This window comes from Rathayibacter sp. AY1G1, assembly GCF_002932095.1.
Taxonomy (GTDB): Bacteria; Actinomycetota; Actinomycetes; order Actinomycetales; family Microbacteriaceae; genus Rathayibacter.
Map to the genome: position 1 here is coordinate 15,270 of NZ_PSUZ01000003.1, position 16,099 is coordinate 31,368.

A 16,099-nucleotide genomic window follows, 5' to 3' on the forward strand; every position below is an offset into this window, starting at 1 on the left:
GCGCGACCGGGCGCCTGCCACGAGGCGGGACAGCAGGACAGGTGGGAATGTTCGGTTTATACACCCGCTCCGGCGCAGACGGAACGGGTGTATTATCTGAACATGGTGCGAGCCCTGGAGCCGATGGAGCGCGTAAGCGAGCGAATGCTGGTTGACATCGTTCGGCGCGCCCTCCAGGATCGCCTTCCTGGTGGATGGGTGGTTAGCGAGCAGCATTTGGCTGTTGCACCCGATCTGCGTTGTGATGCCACCCTCAGCGTTTCGGGGCCGATGGGCCAGTCGCCGCGGATCGCGGTTGAGACGAGACGCATCGTGGAGCCGCGGGACGTCTCACGCATGCATAACAGGCTTGATCCTGCGAACAGCGGCGGAGCGTGGGACATTGGATTGGTAGCGGCTCGCTACCTTCCTGCCACCGTACGGAAGCGGCTTATCGAGGCGGGACTGTCTTTTGTCGATGCCACAGGAAACGTTTACCTTCGCTCTGATGTTCCGCCTTTATTCATCTCGGACCGCGGGATGGACAGCGACCCGTGGCGAGGCCCTGGCCGTCCCCGCGGCACGCTAAAGGGCGCACCCGCCGCCCAAGTCGTCCGCGCGCTGGTCGATGCACGCGGACCGTGGCGGATGCGGGAGCTTGTTGCTTCAGCTCAAGCGTCTACAGGCTCGGTCTACCGGGTGATCGACTTCTTGGAAGCGGAAGACCTACTCGTGCGGAACGAGGATGCCACCGTCACCGTGCCGAACTGGGTACCAGTGCTGCGCCGATGGTCGGAGGACTACGAGTTCATGAAGGCAAACATAATCTCGCGGTGGATCGCCCCTCGCGGAGTCGACAGTGTCATCCGGGCCGCGCTCGACACGGACGCTAGGGAATATGCAATCACAGGTTCGGTCGCTGCAACTACGTGGGCATCTTACGCGCCAGCACGATCAGTCATGACTTACGCGACTAATCCGGTGGATATCGCCGAGCGGTGGGGTTTACGCGCAACAGAGACGGGTGCAAATGTGCTGATCGCGGAACCTGCCTATCCTGCGCTAATTCGAGGCGCTAGACGGCGTGAAGACGGCCTATCGATAGCGGCGCCCACCCAGGTCGCCGCCGACCTCTTGACCGGCCCCGGCCGAGCCCCCAGTGAAGCGGAGGAACTTATCGATTGGATGGTGGCCCATGAGCGCGATTGGCGGTGACTCTGAGAGCCTATTTGTCCGGGCGCGGGGGGCGTTGCTCGATGCGCTCGAAGCGCTGGAGGAGCAACGAGACGCACTCATTTTGATCGGCGCTCAAGCCGTGTATCTCCGAACAGGTGATCTGGATGTCGCTCTCGCGCCAGCAACAAAGGACAGTGATTTTTCCCTTGACCCACGGGTTCTCCATGACGACCCTCTCCTAGAGGAAGCTATGCGGCGGGCAGGGTTCCTCCCCGACACCCAACCGGGCGCCTGGCTTAGACCCGACGGAATCCCTGTAGATCTGATGGTTCCGGAACGACTGGCTGGCCCTGCAAGCCGTAGCGTCCGTATACCGCCGCACGGCAACCGTTCGGCCCGGAAAGCTCGGGGAATTGAAGCAACGCTCGTGGACTATGACATCCAGGAGATCGTTGCCTTGGATGCGCGAGATGGGCGCCGAATAGCAGCGAAAGTCGCGGGCCCTGCCGCGCTACTTGTAGCAAAGATTCACAAGATCACGGAGCGACTTAAAACCCCGACGCGTCTCAATGATAAGGACGCACACGACGCGTACCGGATTCTCCGAAGTGTCAGTACTTCGGACCTCCGTGACCGTTTTTCACGTCTATTGAAGGACGAGCTTAGCCACGAAACCACTGTTGAAGCATTGCAGTCGCTCGCTATCAACTTTGCCGCGGGCCCAGACGCAGCAGGTTCTTATATGGCAGGTCGTGCGGAGTTCGGAGTCGGTGACCCGCAGCAGGTCGCTGTCTCGACAGCCTTCCTCGCGGAGGACCTATTACAGGCTCTCGCATCGGTAGACAAGACCTTCGGACCTTCCTGACCTTGGCTACCTTGATGGCTGCTGTGCCGCGGACCAGCACTTCCCAAAAGGAGCTTCGAGCCTAACCTCGGGAAGTGAGGATCGCGACAAATCTCGCATTTCAGAACAAAAGTGGCGTCCGTTTTAATTCGATGAGGAGACGTCGCCGCGGAGGCGCCCCGTCGGCTCCAGCCGCGGAGCCGTGATCCTGCGCGGAGTCGTGCTCGCGATCGGCGCGATCGTCTTCCTCTTCCCCTTCTACTACATGATCGTCGGCTCCCTGCAGACGGATCCGGACCCCACGTTGGCGGGAGCGATCCCGGAGCCGGGCAACCTCACGCTCGACAACTACGTCAACGTGAACGAGCGGATCAGCCTGCTCACCGGACTGGTCAACTCCGGGATCTTCACCGGCGGCGTGCTGCTGTGCACGGTGTTCTTCGGCGTCCTCGCCGGATACGCGCTCGCGATGCTGCAGTGGCGGGGGCGCAACGCGGTGTTCGCGCTCGCGCTGCTGGTGCAGGTCATCCCGTTCCAGCTGCTGCAGATCCCGCTCTACGTGCTGATCGCGCGCGACTACGGCCTCGCGGATAGCCACCTGGGGATGATCCTGCCGTTCGCCATCAACTCGACGGCGGTGATCATCTTCCGGCAGTACTTCCTGCAGCTCCCCAAGGAGCTGTTCGAGGCTGCCCGGATCGACGGCGCCGGCGAGCTGAAGCTGCTGTGGACCATCGCGCTCCCGCTGGTGCGGCCCGCGCTGGTGACCGCCGTGCTGCTGACCTTCATCGGCCCCTGGAACGAGTTCCTCTGGCCGTTCCTCATCACCAAGGACGCGTCGCTGCAGCCGCTCGCCGTGTCCCTGGCCAACTACATCTCGAACGTGGCGTCGTCGACCGACAACCCGTTCGGGGCGATCCTCGCGGGAGCCGTCGTGCTCGCCGCGCCCGTCGTGGTGCTGTTCATCGTGTTCCAGCGCTACTTCGTCTCGACCGATCTCGGATCCGGAGTGAAAGGCTGACCATGTCTCCCACCCTCACCACTGTCCCCTACCGTCTCGAGCGCGTCGGCGTCGTGATGGAGCCCGCCCCGGGCGACGCCCTCGAAGCCGAGGGGGTGCTCAACCCCGGCAGCGGCCGCGGACCCGACGGCGAGCTGTACCTCCTGCCCCGGATGGTCGCCGCCGGCAACGTCTCCCGCGTCGGGCTCGCCCGCGTGGTCGTCGAGGGCGGCGTCCCCGTCGGAGTCGAGCGCGAGGGCGTCGTGCTCGCGCCCGACCGCGGCTTCGAGCGAGGCGCGCACAACGCCGGCGTGGAGGATCCGCGGATCACCTTCATCGAGGCGCTCGGCCTGCACGTGATGACCTACGTCGCCTACGGGCCGCTCGGGCCCCGGACGGCGCTCGCCGTGTCGGAGGATCTCCGCGACTGGCGGCGCCTGGGCCCGGTGACCTTCGCCTACGACGACGCGCTCGACATCGACCTGGGCCTGTTCCACAACAAGGACTGCGTGTTCTTCCCCGAGATCGTCGCCGCCCCGGACGGCACCCGCTCGTTCGCGGTGCTGCACCGGCCGATGTGGGACCTCGGCGAGACGCGGCCGGGCGAGGGCGTGCGCCTCCCGGCCGGGATCGAGGACCCGCGGCAGAGCATCTGGATCAGCTACGTGCCGGTGGACGAGGTCGACCGCGACCTGGCGAGCCTCACGCGCTGGACGCGGCACCGGTTCCTCGCGGGCCCGGAGTTCCCGTTCGAGGAGCTGAAGGTCGGCGGCGGCCCCGCGCCGCTGCGCGTGCCCGAGGGGTGGCTGCTCATCCACCACGGGGTGACCGGAGTGATCGACAGCGCCTTCGCGCAGCAGCAGCACGTGAACTACTCGGCCGGAGCGATCCTCCTCGACGGCGACGACCCGTCGCGGGTGATCGCGCGCACCGCCGAGCCGCTGCTCGAGGTCGAGACGGAGGAGGAGCGCAGCGGGATCGTCCCGAACGTCGTCTTCCCGACGGCGATCGAGGAGATCGACGGGCAGCACTACGTCTTCTACGGCATGGCCGACTCGAAGATCGGCGCGGCCCGCCTCGTCCGCACGGACGGCTGACGCCGCTGATCGAGTCCGTCGGCGCCTCCCGCTGATCGAGCAGCCCGCATCGCGGGCTTATCGAGATCCGCCCCTCACACCCCACCCAAGGAGAGTTCGATGACGAACACGCTCACCAGATCGGCGGCCGTCCTGGCCGCCGCCGCCCTCACCGTCGGGGGCCTCGCCCTCGGCGCGACCCCCGCGCAGGCGGCCGAGCCGCTGACGAACACGGCGCACCTCGACTTCCTCCTCGACACCGCCACTCCGGTGCCCGAGCCCGGCCACACCACCTACCGGCTCGACGAGGAGCCGACCCTGGTGATGCCGTGGACCTACGCCGACGCCCGCGACGGCGGCGCCTTCGAGCGCGTGGGCGGCGGCCGCCTCGATCCGGCGACCGGCGACTACGAGCAGGGCGCGTTCAACACCGACGACATCTCGCGCGCCGCGGTCGTCTACCTCCGCCACTGGCAGCAGACCGGATCGACCGAGAGCCGCGAGAAGGCCTTCGAGACGCTCCGCGCCCTCGCCTACTTCCAGACCACCGAGGGCGACGACGCCGGGAACGTGGTGCTCTGGATGCAGACCGACGGGGAGCTGAACGCGAGCGCCGAGCCGGTCGAGCTGCCGGATCCGAGCGATTCCGAGGACAGCTACTGGCTCGCCCGCACGCTCTGGGCGCTCGGCGAGGGCTACGCGGCGTTCCGCGACACGGATCCGGACTTCGCCGCCTTCCTGCAGGAGCGGCTGCGGCTCGGCGTCGCGGCGGTCGACCGCGAGGTTCTCACGCGCTACGGCGAGTACGCGCAGGCCGACGGCGTGCAGGTGCCGGCCTGGCTGATTGTCGACGGCGCCGACGCCACCTCGGAGGCGCTGCTCGGCCTGTCCGCCTACCTCGAGGCCGCCCCCGACGACTCCGCGGTGCGCACGAGCACGGCCCAGCTCGCCGAGGGCGTCGCCGCCTACGCCCGCACCACGACGACGGAGGCGGACACCACCGCCTGGCCGTACGGCGCGATCCTGCCGTGGACGAAGTCGCGCACGCTCTGGCACTCCTGGTCGTCGCAGATGGCCGGGGGACTCGCCGCCTCGTCCGCGGCGCTCGACGACTCCTCCCTCCTCGAGCCCGCGCTCGTCGACGGCGCCCGCTTCGCTCCGGAGCTGCTCACCGCCGGCGGCCCCGACAACGGCTGGAACCCGACTCCGACCGACCGCGTGCAGATCGCCTACGGAGCAGATTCCCGCCTGCAGAACTCGCTCGCCCTGGCCGACGCCACCGGCTCCAGCGCCTTCACCTACCTCGCGGCCGTGCAGGGCGCCTGGTTCTTCGGCCTGAACCGCAGCCTCGCCCCGGTCTACGACCCGGCCACCGGAGTCGTCTTCGACGGCGTCCAGGCCGACGGGTCCGTCAACCGCAACAGCGGAGCCGAGAGCACCATCCACGGCCTGCTGGCGATGCTGGCGCTCGACGCACACCCGGACGTCGCCGACCGCGCCCGCTCCGTCGCCACCGAGCGCTCGCGCGACGGGCTGACGCTGGTCGAGGCGGAGAGCGCGCGCGGCGGCACCGTCGTGACGCCCGAGTCGTCCTGGACCGGGGAGGCCGGCTGGAGCGGCTCGTACCTCTCGCTGACCGACCCGCGCCGCGCGGTGTCGATCCCGATCGGCTCGTCCACGCAGGACCGCGTGGTGGAGGCCGTCATCGACCAGCCGCAGCGCGGCACGGAGCGCACGCCGCTGAGCGTCTGGACGTCCGGCAAGCGCCCGCTCGACCTGCTCCGCTCGACCGTCGGGTCGCAGGGGGTGACGGAGGCGTCGGGCGCGCTGCTCCCGGAGAAGCTCCGCCGCACCGTGCCGGCCGGCTCGTCGAGCGTCGAGGTCCGCCCGCTGAGCGGTCAGACGCGCCTCGATGCGCTGCTGGTGCGCCCGCTGGTGACGCGCCTCGTGGTCGGAGGAGAGGGCGGCCGCACCGAGCTGATCCGCAACTCCACCGACGGGGTGCGCACCACGGCGATCGGCGTCTCGGGCGGCTCCGGCACCCTGCGCGTCTACTCGCAGGACGGCGCGCTCGTGAGCGAGACGGCGCCGTCCGGAGCCGTGTCCGTGCAGCTGCCCGCGCAGGGCTTCGCGGTGCTGGTGGGCTGAGGTCGGCCCTGCTGGTCGAGTAGCCGCTGCTCGATCGGCAGGGGGCGGTGAGTCCACGGAAGTCGCGGTACTCGCGTTCGAGTACCGCGACTTCTGCGTTCTCGCGGGGGCGAGGGCGGCGGGGAGGCGCGCGGCTGGGCGCGGACCATCAATTCGATGAGAGCGCTCTCTCGAAAACGCTTGACCTCTCTGCGGGGGCGTGCGTAAGCTCGCCGCACACCTCGTGAGAGCGCTCTCACATACGCGGAACAGCACGCGTGAGAGCGCTCGCAGGGGTGCCCCACCACCATCACGAAGGAGTGACCGTGCCCTATTCACGACGCACCAGGATCGCCGCGGCGATCGCCGGCGCCTCGGCCCTCGCCCTGATCGTCACCGGATGCTCGTCGGGATCCGACGCCTCCGAGGGCGGCGAGATCGAGCTGACCGTCACCACGTTCAACGCCATGGGCTTCGACGAGCTCTACGGCGAGTACGAGGACGCCAACCCGGGGATCACCATCGTCCCGAACAACATCGACACCGGCGGCAACGCGCGGACCGACGCGTTCACCAAGCTCGCCGCCGGCTCCGGGCTCGCCGACGTCGTCGCCATCGAGGAGGGCTGGCTCGGCTCCGTCATGGAGGTCTCGGACCAGTTCGTCGACCTGCGCGACCACGGCATCGAGGACCGCAAGGCCGACTGGGTCGATTGGAAGTACGAGCAGGCGACCGACCCCGAGGGACGCGTCATCGGCTACGGCACCGACATCGGACCCGAGGGTCTCTGCTACAACACGGCCGCCTTCGAGGCCGCCGGCATGCCCACCGACCGCGCCGCCGTCGCAGAGATGCTCGGCGGACCGGACGCGACCTGGGACGACTACTTCGCCGCCGGCCAGAAGTACCACGACGCCACCGGCAAGGCCTGGTTCGACCACTCCGGATTCGTCTGGAACGCCATGGTCAACCAGCTGCCCGAGGGGTACTACACCTCCGACGGCGAGCTGAACGTCGAGGGCAACCCGGAGCTCGAGGAGCGCTGGGGCCAGCTGACCGACGCCACCGCCTCCGGCCTCTCGGCCGCGCAGAAGGCGTGGGACTGGAACAAGGGCAAGTCGTTCACCGACCAGACCTTCGCCACCTTCGTCTGCCCGGGCTGGATGTTCGGCACGCTGAAGAGCAACGTCGAGGCCGGCGGCGGGAACGCCGAGGCCACCGGCTGGGACTTCGCCGACGTCTTCCCCGGCGGCCCCGCCAACTGGGGCGGCTCGTTCCTCTCCGTCCCGACCCAGTCGAAGCACCCCGCTGAGGCCGCCGCGCTGGCGTCGTGGCTGAGCGAGCCGGAGCAGCAGCTGAAGGCGTTCGAGGCGGCCGGACCGTTCCCGAGCACCCTCGACGCGCAGAAGGAGCTCGCCTCGGCGGCCGCTCCCGACCCCGGCATGAACGACTCCCCGACCGGCGCGATCCTCGCGCAGCGCGCCGAGGGCGTCGTCGCCCAGTACAAGGGCCCGGACGACTCGCTGATCCAGGAGAACGTCTTCGGACCGGTCCTGCAGAAGGTCGACCGCGGCGAGATCGACGGCAAGGAGGGCTGGAACGAGGCGCTCCAGCTCCTCGGTGAGCTCGTCGACTGATCCGGTCGGGCCGACGCCCGGGGGCTGACCCCTCCGAGCCGACGCCCAACCGACACGGGAGGTCCGGCCGCCACCGGACCTCCCGGTCCCCGTGCGGCCGGGCAGCCCGCATCCCGGGCCGCCCCGCCGCACGGGACAAACGCTGCCGCCCGCCGGCCCGAGGCCTCTCCGGCCCCGCCGCCCGCGACTCCTCCCGGTCGGCCCCGCCGCACCCCCTCCGACTCCGACTCGACCTCGAAGAGAGCGCCATGACGAGCACACTCACCCCGCCGGCCACGGCGACGCCCCCCGCGGGGAAGCGGCGCCCGGCGCCCCGACTCCCGCTGACCTTCCGCCAGCGCGCGAGCCGCTTCGACGTGAAGGCCTCGCCCTACCTCTACATCTCGCCGTTCTTCCTGCTCTTCGCGCTCACCGGCGCGTTCCCGCTGGTCTACACGCTCGTCGTGTCGCTCTACGACTGGCAGCTGCTGCAGGGCCAGGGCGACTTCGTCGGGTTCGCGAACTTCGCGGCCGTGCTCGGCGACCGCTTCTTCTGGAACTCGATCGTCAACACGCTGAGCATCTTCCTGCTCTCCACGATCCCGCAGCTCGCCGTCGCGCTGCTGCTCGCGGCCGCCCTCGACCAGGCGCTGCGGGCCAGCACCTTCTGGCGGATGAGCGTCCTGCTGCCGTACATCGTCTCGCCGGTCGCGGTCGCGCTGATCTTCTCGAGCGTGTTCAGCGACCAGGAGGGCCTGATCAACAATCTGATCGGCCTCGTGGGCATCAGCCCGATCGAGTGGACGAACGACCGCCTCGCCAGCCACGTCGCGATCGCGACGATGGTCAACTGGCGCTGGACCGGCTACAACGCCCTCATCCTCCTCGCCGCCATGCAGGCCGTGCCGCGCGAGCTGCACGAGTCGGCCGCGATCGACGGAGCGAACGCGTTCCGCCGCTTCCGCTCGATCACGATCCCCAGCATCCGGCCGACCCTGATCTTCGTGATCATCACCGCCACCATCGGCGGCCTGCAGATCTTCGCGGAGCCGCGCCTGTTCGACGTGTCGAACGCGGGCGGCATCGGCGGCTCGGACCGGCAGTTCCAGACCACCGTCCTCTACCTCTGGGAGATGGCGTTCTTCCGCCAGAACTTCGGCGAGGCGGCCGCGATCGCGTGGCTGCTGTTCCTCCTGATCGTGCTGATCGGCCTGCTGAACTTCGCGATCTCGCGGCGGATCGCCTCCGTCGAGAACCGGATCTCGCAGCGCTCGAAGCGCCGCTCCGCCCGCCCCGCGACCGCCGACGAGATCGCCGCCGCGGACCCCCTGCTCACCACCACCGGCCTCGGCCAGAACGAGAGCGAGCGATGACCGCCCCCGCCACCTCCGCCGCTTTCCCGGTGCGCCGCGTCCGCGCCTCCCGCGCCGGCCGCGTCGACCGGCCCGGCTTCCTCACGTACGGGTTGCTGAGCGCCTTCATCCTCGGCTCGACCTACCCGCTGTGGTGGTCGTTCGTCGTGGCGAGCGGCTCGAACGCGACCCGCAGCGAGACCCTGCCGCTCGTCCCGGGCGGCAACTTCCTCGCCAACGCGTCGCAGGTGCTGACGGCGATCCCGTTCTGGACGGCGCTGCTGAACAGCGTCATCGTCTCGGGGATCATCACGCTCTCCGTCGTGTCGTTCTCGACGCTCGCCGGCTACGCCTTCGCGAAGCTGCGGTTCCGCGGGCGCGACGGCCTGATGATCGGAGTGGTCGCGACCATGGCGATCCCGACGCAGCTGGGCATCATCCCGCTGTTCATCCTGATGCGGCAGCTCGGCTGGACGGGCTCGCTCGGCGCCGTGATCGTGCCGACGCTGGTCACCGCGTTCGGCGTCTTCTTCATGCGGCAGTACCTGGTCGACGTGATCCCGGACGAGCTGATCGAGGCGGCGCGCGTGGACGGAGCGAACCAGTTCCGGACGTTCCTCACCGTCGCGGTCCCGGCCGCGCGACCGGCGATGGCGATCCTCGGGCTCTTCACGTTCATGATGGCGTGGACCGACTTCCTCTGGCCGCTGATCGTCCTCAGCCCCACGAACCCGACCCTGCAGACGGCGCTCGCGCAGCTGCAGTCGGGCTACTACGTCGACTACTCGATCGTGCTGGCCGGCGCCGTGCTCTCGGTGATCCCGCTGCTGGTGCTGTTCCTCCTCGCCGGACGCCAGCTCATCGCGGGCATCATGAGCGGAGCGGTGAAGGGCTGAGGCCCGGAGACTCCCGCGGGACCGGGTCGGGGGCTGCGGGGAGGGATCGGGCAGTGCACTGGGCGGCCGGTGGGTTCGCGACCCGGCCGGTCGTCGTGCTCGGAGCATCCCGACCACTGCCGCGCAGGATCCCGCCGATCACGCTCCGCCCGAGACCTCCTGGCCCGACCTCCCGCCGCCTAGGCTGGCGCGGAGGAGGCGACATGGAGCCGAAGGACCCGCGCGACGAGGACCCCTCGAGCGGGCCGGCGCAGCCGCGTCCGTTGGACGGGCCGACGCCGTCCGAGCAGGCGCTTCGCGCCATCCGCGATGTCGCGAACGGGGCGGACCCGACGAGCGAGGCGTTCCGGCTGTCGAACGACTTCACCGACCGGCAGGCCGAGCGGCTCCGGGGCTTCCTCGCGCGCTTCCGTCGCGGGCGCTGACGGGCGCGAGGCTCCCTGCCTCCGCCAGTGCGCGACCGATCGCCGTGCGCCGGTCGCGCCGGTGATCGCCGAGGCGGCGCCCCGACCGCCCGGCGCCACCCCGAACGGCCGCTATCCGCGCCCTCGCAGGCCGCGGACTCACTCCGCCGGCCCGCTCCGCCGCCCCGCATCACCCCCGAATGGCCGCGATCCGCGCCCCTTCACGCCGCGGACGCCCCGCACGAGCCCGCTCCTCCGGCGCTCGGCTAGCCTCGGAGGCACCCGCGAGGAAGGCCTGCATGACCCACGACACCGCCTCGGCCGCCCCGACCCTCGAAGCCGTCGCCGCGCTGGCCGGAGTCTCCCGTGCGACGGTCAGCCGGGTCGTCAACGACTCCCCGCGCGTGAAGGACGGCGCCCGGACGGCCGTGCTCGCCGCGATCGAGCAGCTCGGCTACGTGCCCAACCGCGCCGCGCGCTCCCTCGCCAGCCGCCGCACGCAGACCGTCGCGCTCGTGGTGCCGGAGTCGGCGGCGAAGGTGTTCGCGGATCCGTTCCTCGCCTCGGTCGTGCAGGGGGCCGCGATGGCCTTCGCCGGCACCGAGTACACGCTCACCATCGTGATCGCGTCCGAGGCGGCTCCCGAGAAGACGCGGCGCTACCTGCTCGGCGGCAACGTCGACGGCGCGCTCGTCGTCTCGCACCACAGCGGCGACCACTCCTACGCGCAGCTCGGCGCCTCCCTCCCTGTGGTCTTCGGCGGGCGGCCGCTGACGGAGGAGGGCGGCAGCTACTTCGTCGACGTCGACAACACCGGAGCGGCGCGCACGGTCACCGAGCACCTCCTGGGCCTCGGCCGCACGGGCCCCGCGATGATCGCGAGCCGCCAGGACATGCCCGCCGCGATCGACCGCCTGTCCGGCTGGCGCTCGGCCGTCACCGCCGCGGGGCTCGACGACTCGCTCGTCGAGTACGGCGACTACTCGCCCGAGGACGGCGCGACCGCGATGCGCCGCCTGCTCGACTCCGGGCGGCCTATCGACGCGGTCTTCGCCTCCAACGACCAGATGGCGGCGGGCGCCCTGACGGCGCTGCGCGAGCGCGGCCTCACGGTGCCGGGCGACATCGCGCTCGCGGGCTTCGACGGCGACTACTTCGCCGAGGCGAGCGAGCCGCGCCTCACCACGGTGCGCCAGCCCTCCACGGGCCTCGGCGAGGCGATGGCGGACGTGCTGGTGCGACTCCTGGCCGGCGAGGAGGTGCAGCGTGTGACGCTGCTGCCGACCGAGCTGCTGGTGCGCGGCTCCACGGTCGCGGGCGCGTGAACCCGGGCCGAGTGCGCTGACCCGTTCGCTGAGTCGCCCGGATCGGCTCCCCGCTGCGGCGTGTCGCGAGCCGATCCGGGCGACTCAGCGCGGGACGGGCTCGTCGGGGATCTCGAGCAGGTGGAAGGGGCCCCGGGGGAGCGGGCCTGTGCTCCACAGCGCGACGACGGCCCAGCCGAGGTCGGCGTGGGCGACGGCGCCCTCGGGCAGGGTCCGGGTGAAGAGCGCGTAGTCGATCCCGTCGAGGGGGAGGGGGCTCACGTCCCACGCGGGCCGGTCGGCGGCCAGCTCCTGGGCCCGCGCCTCCGCCGCCACCATCGCCGCTCGCGTCCGGTCCCCGGGCAGGCCGGCGGGGATCGCCGAGAGGAGGAGCGAGCCGATCGCGAGCGCGGCCGTCGCGACCGGGTCGGTGACCACTCCGTGCACCGAGACACGCGGGCCGAGGCGGACACCGGTCAGCCGCAGCGTGCGGACCGAGTACGAGCCGGCGTCCCGCTCGGCGCGGACCGAGAGGTCGTCGACGGGCCCGTCGTCCGTCCGCCCGCTCCCGTCGACGGACCACGGATCGGAGACGGGGACCAGCGCGCGCACGCCCTCATCCGACTCCCTGCGGCTCCCCCGGTCAAGAGGCGCAGCTGGAATGCGGCCCCGGCGGGCCGGCCGGTCGGTGGGGACGCGTCAGGCTCGGAGCGCTCGCAGGACCCGCTCGACGTGCCCTTCGATCCACGCGCCGGTGAAGAGGCCGCTCCGGAGGAGCCATCGGTGGAGGATCGGGCCGAGCAGGAGCTCCGCCGCGCCGGAGGGGTCGGCCGCTCCTCCACTCGCGAGACGCGCGGCGATCGCGCTCAGCTGGGGCTCGAGCAGCAGGGTGCGGTACTGCGTGGCGAGCTCGGTGTCGGTCTGGATCGCAGCGGTCACCGCGCGCAGGAGCGGCTCGGCCACTGGGTCGCTCAGCTCGGCGGCAGTGCCGGTGACCAGGAGGAGCAGGTCGGCGCGCAGATCTCCGGAGTCCGGGACGGCGATCACCCCGTCAGGAGTCAGGCTCCGCGCGAGGAGCGCGTCGAAGAGGATCGCACCGGTGGAGGGCCAGCTGCGGTAGAGGGTCTGCTTCCCGACTCCGGCGCGGGCGGCGACGCCCTCCATCGTCAGGCGCGGAAGCCCCTCGGTCCCGACGAGGTCGAGCACGGCGGCGTGCACGCGCTGCCGTGTCCTGCTGGTGGCCATTCTCCGATCCTACCGCGAAACGAGACGGAGCGTCTTGTTCGGAGTAGCGTGCGGGCATGACCACTCGACAGACCTGGCTGATCACCGGAGCCTCCCGCGGGCTGGGGCGTGCGCTCGTCCTCGCGGCGCTCGCCGAAGGCCACTGCGTCCTCGCCGCCGTCCGGGGCGCGCACTCCCTGCCCGAGCATGAGCGGCTGCAGGTCCACCGGATCGACGTCGCGGACTCCTCCGCAGCCGCGGGCGCCGTCGCCGCGGCCACGGCGATCGAGGGGCGCCTCGACGTCCTCGTCGACAACGCGGGCTACGGGCTCATCGGCACGGCGGAGGAGGTGGGCGAGGACGAGGTGAGGGAGCTGCTGGACGTCGACCTGCTCGGTCCGCTCTGGCTCTGCCGGGCCGCGCTGCCTGTGATGCGGCGGCAGGGGGCCGGGCACATCGTGCAGATCTCGACCGTCGGCGCGGTGGGGACGATGCCGACGCTCGGGGTCTACAACGGGGCGAAGTGGGGCCTCGAGGGCTGGACGGAGGCGATGGCTGCAGAGGTCGCCCCCTTCGGCGTCCGCGTGACGCTCGTGCAGCCCGGGGAGATCGCCACCGACTGGGCCGGCGGCAGCATGCGGTTCGCGGCGCCGATGCCGGAGTACGACGACCTGCGGCGGAAGGTCTTCGGAGCGGCCGAGGTCCCCTGGCCGACCGACGGTCCGCCGGGAGGCACGCCTCCGGCCGTGGTGGCGGCCGAGATCCTCGCGCACGTCGCTGATCGGAGCGACGCCCGATTCCGTCTGCTCGTGGGCGACGACGCTCCCAGTCAGGTGCGCGCCGCGCTCGAGAAGCGCCTCGCGGACTACGCCCTCGACCCGCGCTGGGCTGCGTCCGCGCTCTGAGGGACGGCCGCTGAGGTGCCGGATCGGCTGGCCGCTCCGGCGTGTCGTGAGCAGATCCGGGCAACTCAGTGCGGAGGAGGCGCGGAAGTGCTGAGACGTGAAGGCCCGCAGGCGCGGCTCAGAACTCCTCGTAGTTGTAGGGCTCCGGGTCCTCGTCGATCACGGGGCGCGCGATCGTGGCGCGGTTGCTCTTGATGCGGGAGCGGATGTCCTCGACGGCGGCCTCGACGGCGCCGGTGGTCGACTCCTCGTCCTTGATGGAGACCTCGACGGGGACGGCGACGAGCTCGCTGCTCGCGTCGAGCGTCATCTTCGCCTCGATGAGCTCGCCGTCCTCGGTGAACGCCGGGACCGTGACCGCTTCGGAGTGCTCCTGGCGGTCGATCGCGGTCACCAGGTCGAGGAGGGCCTCGGTCACGGCGTCGGTTGTCACGAAGCTCTTGGAGGCGTAGGTCAGCTGCTGCATGCCTCCACTCTCCCGAACGGGAGCGCCCCTCGCGCGGGGTTGCGCCTCGTCGGCCCAGCCCGTAGCGGAGGGGCAGCACGACCGGCGCGGGCGCGAGGAGTCAACCCTCTAGGCCGCGATCCGGGCGTCCGCTTCCCTGGTGGCGGGGCCTCGGGAGGAGGCGCGGGGGTCTCGGGATCCCGGGGCCCCGGCACTCGATCGGGAGGGGACCGGATGCGGCGTCGGGGACTCCGCGGCGACCGGGCGTTCCAGGGCGGCCTCCTGATCGGAGTCGGCCTCATGGCGGCCGTCGACGAGATCGTCTTCCACCAGATCCTCGCCTGGCACCACTTCTACGACCGCTCCACTCCGGCGATCGGCCTGCTCTCGGACGGGCTGCTGCACGCGGCCGAGATCCTCGCGCTCGTCGGCGGCGGCTTCCTGCTCGCCGACGCCCGGCGCCGATCCGCTCTGCGTCCGCGCACGGCGTGGGCCGCGGGGCTCACGGGGGCGGGGCTGTTCCAGCTGTGGGACGGAGTCGTCGACCACAAGCTGCTCCGCGTGCACCAGGTCCGCTACGACGTCGACCTGCTCCTCTACGACTCCGCCTGGATCGCCTCGGGAGCGGTGCTGCTCGCGGCGGGGCTGCTCCTCCTGCCGCGGCGACGGCGCGCGACGGCGTGACCCCGCACGCCGACCACCCCCTGCTCGACCCGAGCCTGCTGCTCCTGGTCCCGCTGGGCGCAGCGGCGGCGCTCGGAGGGGGCGCCGCGGCCCTCGAGCGGCGGCGCGGACGGCCGTGGCCGCTCCACCGCACCGCCCTGCTCCTCGGCGGGCTCGCGACCGCGGCGCTCTGCTTCACGGGACCGCTCGCGGAGTGGTCGCACGCGGATCCGCGCGGAGCGATGCTGACGCACCTGGTCCTCGGGATGCTCGCGCCGCTCCTCCTGGTGCTCTCGGCCCCCGTCACTCTGGCACTGCGCGCGCTCGACGTCACCGCGGCCCGACGGCTCTCGCGGCTGCTCCGGAGCCGCCCGGCCCGTCTCCTCGCCCACCCCGTGACGGCGCTCCTGCTCTCGACGGGCTCCCTCTGGCTCGTGCACGCGACCGGACTGCTCGCCGCCGCGCACGCCGACCCGCTGCTGCACCTCGCACTCGGCCTGCACTTCCTGCTCAGCGGCTGCCTGCTGACGGCGGCGCTCGCCGGAGTCGATCCGAACCCGCACCGCGCCCCGTTCGGCCTGCGCCTGGGGGTGCTCGGAGCGGGCATCGCCGCGCACGGGCTGCTCGCGACCGTGCTCTACGCGGAGGCTCCGGACGAGACCGGACGCCAGGCGGCGCTCCTGCTGTTCTACGGCGGCGACCTGCTCGAGACGGCGCTCGCCGTGGTCGTCTGCGCCCGGCGCTTCGCGGCGACGGCGCCCCGGCAACCCCCTCCGCCGAGCGCGCCCTGCTCCCTACGCTCGGACGCATGCTCCTCATCTTCGGGACCCGAGCCGTCGAGGACCTCCTCCGCACGCTCGTCTTCGTCTGCCGCGTCTGCGGGCAGCGCGACGAGCAGCGGATCCTCCGCCGCCGGACGCGCCTCTCGCTCTTCTTCGTCCCCGTCCTGACCGTCTCGACCCGCTACCTGCTCGAGTGCTCGCACTGCGGCACCGTGTCCCCGATCAGCAAGGAGGAGGCGCAGGGCTCCGTCCGCTGGGCCAGCAACTCCGACCAGTGACCGCCCCGAGCGGGAGGCTCCGGCGGTG

Annotated in this window: 17 protein-coding genes; 14 read left to right on the forward strand and 3 right to left on the reverse strand. The window is 71.1% G+C overall.

Going from position 1 to position 16,099, the window contains the following annotated elements; translation table 11 throughout:
• The first annotated feature begins 87 nt into the window (after positions 1-87).
• The 10 genes from C5C36_RS17840 to C5C36_RS02430 all read left to right on the forward strand — a co-directional run bounded on the left by C5C36_RS17840 (position 88) and on the right by C5C36_RS02430 (position 11,795).
• Positions 88-1,194, forward strand: coding sequence for a hypothetical protein (locus C5C36_RS17840; protein ID WP_219814873.1), 1,107 nt, complete (start codon positions 88-90; stop codon positions 1,192-1,194).
• A complete protein-coding gene (locus C5C36_RS02390; protein ID WP_104309172.1) occupies positions 1,175-2,020 on the forward strand; it encodes a GSU2403 family nucleotidyltransferase fold protein in 846 nt (281 codons plus the stop codon). Before C5C36_RS17840 ends, C5C36_RS02390 begins: the two co-directional genes overlap by 20 nt.
• A gap of 244 nt (positions 2,021-2,264) precedes the next feature.
• Positions 2,265-3,020, forward strand: coding sequence for a carbohydrate ABC transporter permease (locus C5C36_RS02395; RefSeq protein WP_258072176.1), 756 nt, complete (start codon positions 2,265-2,267; stop codon positions 3,018-3,020).
• Positions 3,021-3,022: 2 nt separating this feature from the next.
• The gene (locus C5C36_RS02400; RefSeq protein WP_104309174.1) at positions 3,023-4,096 is read left to right on the forward strand and encodes a glycosidase; all 1,074 of its coding nucleotides are present in this window, start codon (positions 3,023-3,025) and stop codon (positions 4,094-4,096) included.
• A gap of 99 nt (positions 4,097-4,195) precedes the next feature.
• Positions 4,196-6,223, forward strand: a complete 2,028-nt coding sequence (locus tag C5C36_RS02405) for a hypothetical protein (RefSeq protein WP_104309175.1) — start codon at positions 4,196-4,198, stop codon at positions 6,221-6,223.
• 305 nt (positions 6,224-6,528) lie between these two features.
• Positions 6,529-7,839 carry an ABC transporter substrate-binding protein gene (locus C5C36_RS02410; RefSeq protein ID WP_104224001.1) on the forward strand — a complete coding sequence of 437 codons (1,311 nt, stop codon included), beginning with the start codon at positions 6,529-6,531 and terminating at the stop codon, positions 7,837-7,839.
• A gap of 248 nt (positions 7,840-8,087) precedes the next feature.
• Positions 8,088-9,191, forward strand: a complete 1,104-nt coding sequence (locus tag C5C36_RS02415; RefSeq protein ID WP_104225835.1) for a carbohydrate ABC transporter permease — start codon at positions 8,088-8,090, stop codon at positions 9,189-9,191.
• Positions 9,188-10,066: a carbohydrate ABC transporter permease gene (locus C5C36_RS02420; protein WP_104223961.1), complete on the forward strand. Its 879-nt coding sequence runs from the start codon at positions 9,188-9,190 to the stop codon at positions 10,064-10,066. Before C5C36_RS02415 ends, C5C36_RS02420 begins: the two co-directional genes overlap by 4 nt.
• 203 nt (positions 10,067-10,269) lie before the next feature.
• Entirely contained in the window at positions 10,270-10,491 is a 222-nt protein-coding gene (locus tag C5C36_RS02425) for a hypothetical protein (protein WP_104309176.1), read from the forward strand.
• Positions 10,492-10,769: 278 nt separating this feature from the next.
• Complete coding sequence (locus tag C5C36_RS02430; RefSeq protein WP_104309177.1) at positions 10,770-11,795, forward strand: LacI family DNA-binding transcriptional regulator; 1,026 nt, start codon at positions 10,770-10,772, stop codon at positions 11,793-11,795.
• 84 nt (positions 11,796-11,879) lie between these two features.
• Here C5C36_RS02430 and C5C36_RS02435 read toward each other — a convergent pair whose 3' ends face one another.
• Positions 11,880-12,386, reverse strand: coding sequence for a hypothetical protein (locus tag C5C36_RS02435; protein WP_104309178.1), 507 nt, complete (start codon positions 12,384-12,386; stop codon positions 11,880-11,882).
• Between the two features lie 87 nt (positions 12,387-12,473).
• Complete coding sequence (locus tag C5C36_RS02440; RefSeq protein WP_104266527.1) at positions 12,474-13,019, reverse strand: TetR/AcrR family transcriptional regulator; 546 nt, start codon at positions 13,017-13,019, stop codon at positions 12,474-12,476.
• Positions 13,020-13,075: 56 nt separating this feature from the next.
• Between C5C36_RS02440 and C5C36_RS02445 the strand changes: the two genes are divergently transcribed.
• Positions 13,076-13,903, forward strand: coding sequence for an SDR family NAD(P)-dependent oxidoreductase (locus C5C36_RS02445; RefSeq protein ID WP_258072166.1), 828 nt, complete (start codon positions 13,076-13,078; stop codon positions 13,901-13,903).
• Between the two features lie 118 nt (positions 13,904-14,021).
• Here the strand turns inward: C5C36_RS02445 and C5C36_RS02450 are convergent, their stop codons facing one another.
• Positions 14,022-14,369: a hypothetical protein gene (locus C5C36_RS02450; RefSeq protein WP_104223965.1), complete on the reverse strand. Its 348-nt coding sequence runs from the start codon at positions 14,367-14,369 to the stop codon at positions 14,022-14,024.
• 213 nt (positions 14,370-14,582) lie between these two features.
• Between C5C36_RS02450 and C5C36_RS02455 the strand changes: the two genes are divergently transcribed.
• Genes C5C36_RS02455 through C5C36_RS18225 form a run of 3 tightly spaced genes read left to right on the forward strand, consistent with a single transcriptional unit; the run spans position 14,583 to position 16,071 of the window.
• Positions 14,583-15,032 carry a DUF2243 domain-containing protein gene (locus C5C36_RS02455; protein WP_104268776.1) on the forward strand — a complete coding sequence of 150 codons (450 nt, stop codon included), beginning with the start codon at positions 14,583-14,585 and terminating at the stop codon, positions 15,030-15,032.
• Entirely contained in the window at positions 15,029-15,961 is a 933-nt protein-coding gene (locus tag C5C36_RS02460) for a cytochrome c oxidase assembly protein (protein WP_104309179.1), read from the forward strand. Before C5C36_RS02455 ends, C5C36_RS02460 begins: the two co-directional genes overlap by 4 nt.
• Entirely contained in the window at positions 15,913-16,071 is a 159-nt protein-coding gene (locus C5C36_RS18225; RefSeq protein WP_374954343.1) for a hypothetical protein, read from the forward strand. Before C5C36_RS02460 ends, C5C36_RS18225 begins: the two co-directional genes overlap by 49 nt.
• The last annotated feature ends 28 nt before the right edge of the window (positions 16,072-16,099 follow it).

Bases quoted from the DNA above. Each gene is read 5' to 3' on its own strand.
- C5C36_RS02400 (WP_104309174.1), top strand. From the start codon at position 3,023: ATGTCTCCCACCCTCACCACTGTCCCCTACCGTCTCGAGCGCGTCGGC.
- C5C36_RS02450 (WP_104223965.1), bottom strand. From the start codon at position 14,369: ATGCAGCAGCTGACCTACGCCTCCAAGAGCTTCGTGACAACCGACGCC.
- C5C36_RS02455 (WP_104268776.1), top strand. From the start codon at position 14,583: ATGCGGCGTCGGGGACTCCGCGGCGACCGGGCGTTCCAGGGCGGCCTC.
- C5C36_RS02415 (WP_104225835.1), top strand. From the start codon at position 8,088: ATGACGAGCACACTCACCCCGCCGGCCACGGCGACGCCCCCCGCGGGG.
- C5C36_RS02425 (WP_104309176.1), top strand. From the start codon at position 10,270: ATGGAGCCGAAGGACCCGCGCGACGAGGACCCCTCGAGCGGGCCGGCG.
- C5C36_RS02395 (WP_258072176.1), top strand. From the start codon at position 2,265: ATGATCGTCGGCTCCCTGCAGACGGATCCGGACCCCACGTTGGCGGGA.
- C5C36_RS02405 (WP_104309175.1), top strand. From the start codon at position 4,196: ATGACGAACACGCTCACCAGATCGGCGGCCGTCCTGGCCGCCGCCGCC.
- C5C36_RS02420 (WP_104223961.1), top strand. From the start codon at position 9,188: ATGACCGCCCCCGCCACCTCCGCCGCTTTCCCGGTGCGCCGCGTCCGC.
- C5C36_RS02390 (WP_104309172.1), top strand. From the start codon at position 1,175: ATGAGCGCGATTGGCGGTGACTCTGAGAGCCTATTTGTCCGGGCGCGG.
- C5C36_RS02440 (WP_104266527.1), bottom strand. From the start codon at position 13,019: ATGGCCACCAGCAGGACACGGCAGCGCGTGCACGCCGCCGTGCTCGAC.
- C5C36_RS02430 (WP_104309177.1), top strand. From the start codon at position 10,770: ATGACCCACGACACCGCCTCGGCCGCCCCGACCCTCGAAGCCGTCGCC.
- C5C36_RS02445 (WP_258072166.1), top strand. From the start codon at position 13,076: ATGACCACTCGACAGACCTGGCTGATCACCGGAGCCTCCCGCGGGCTG.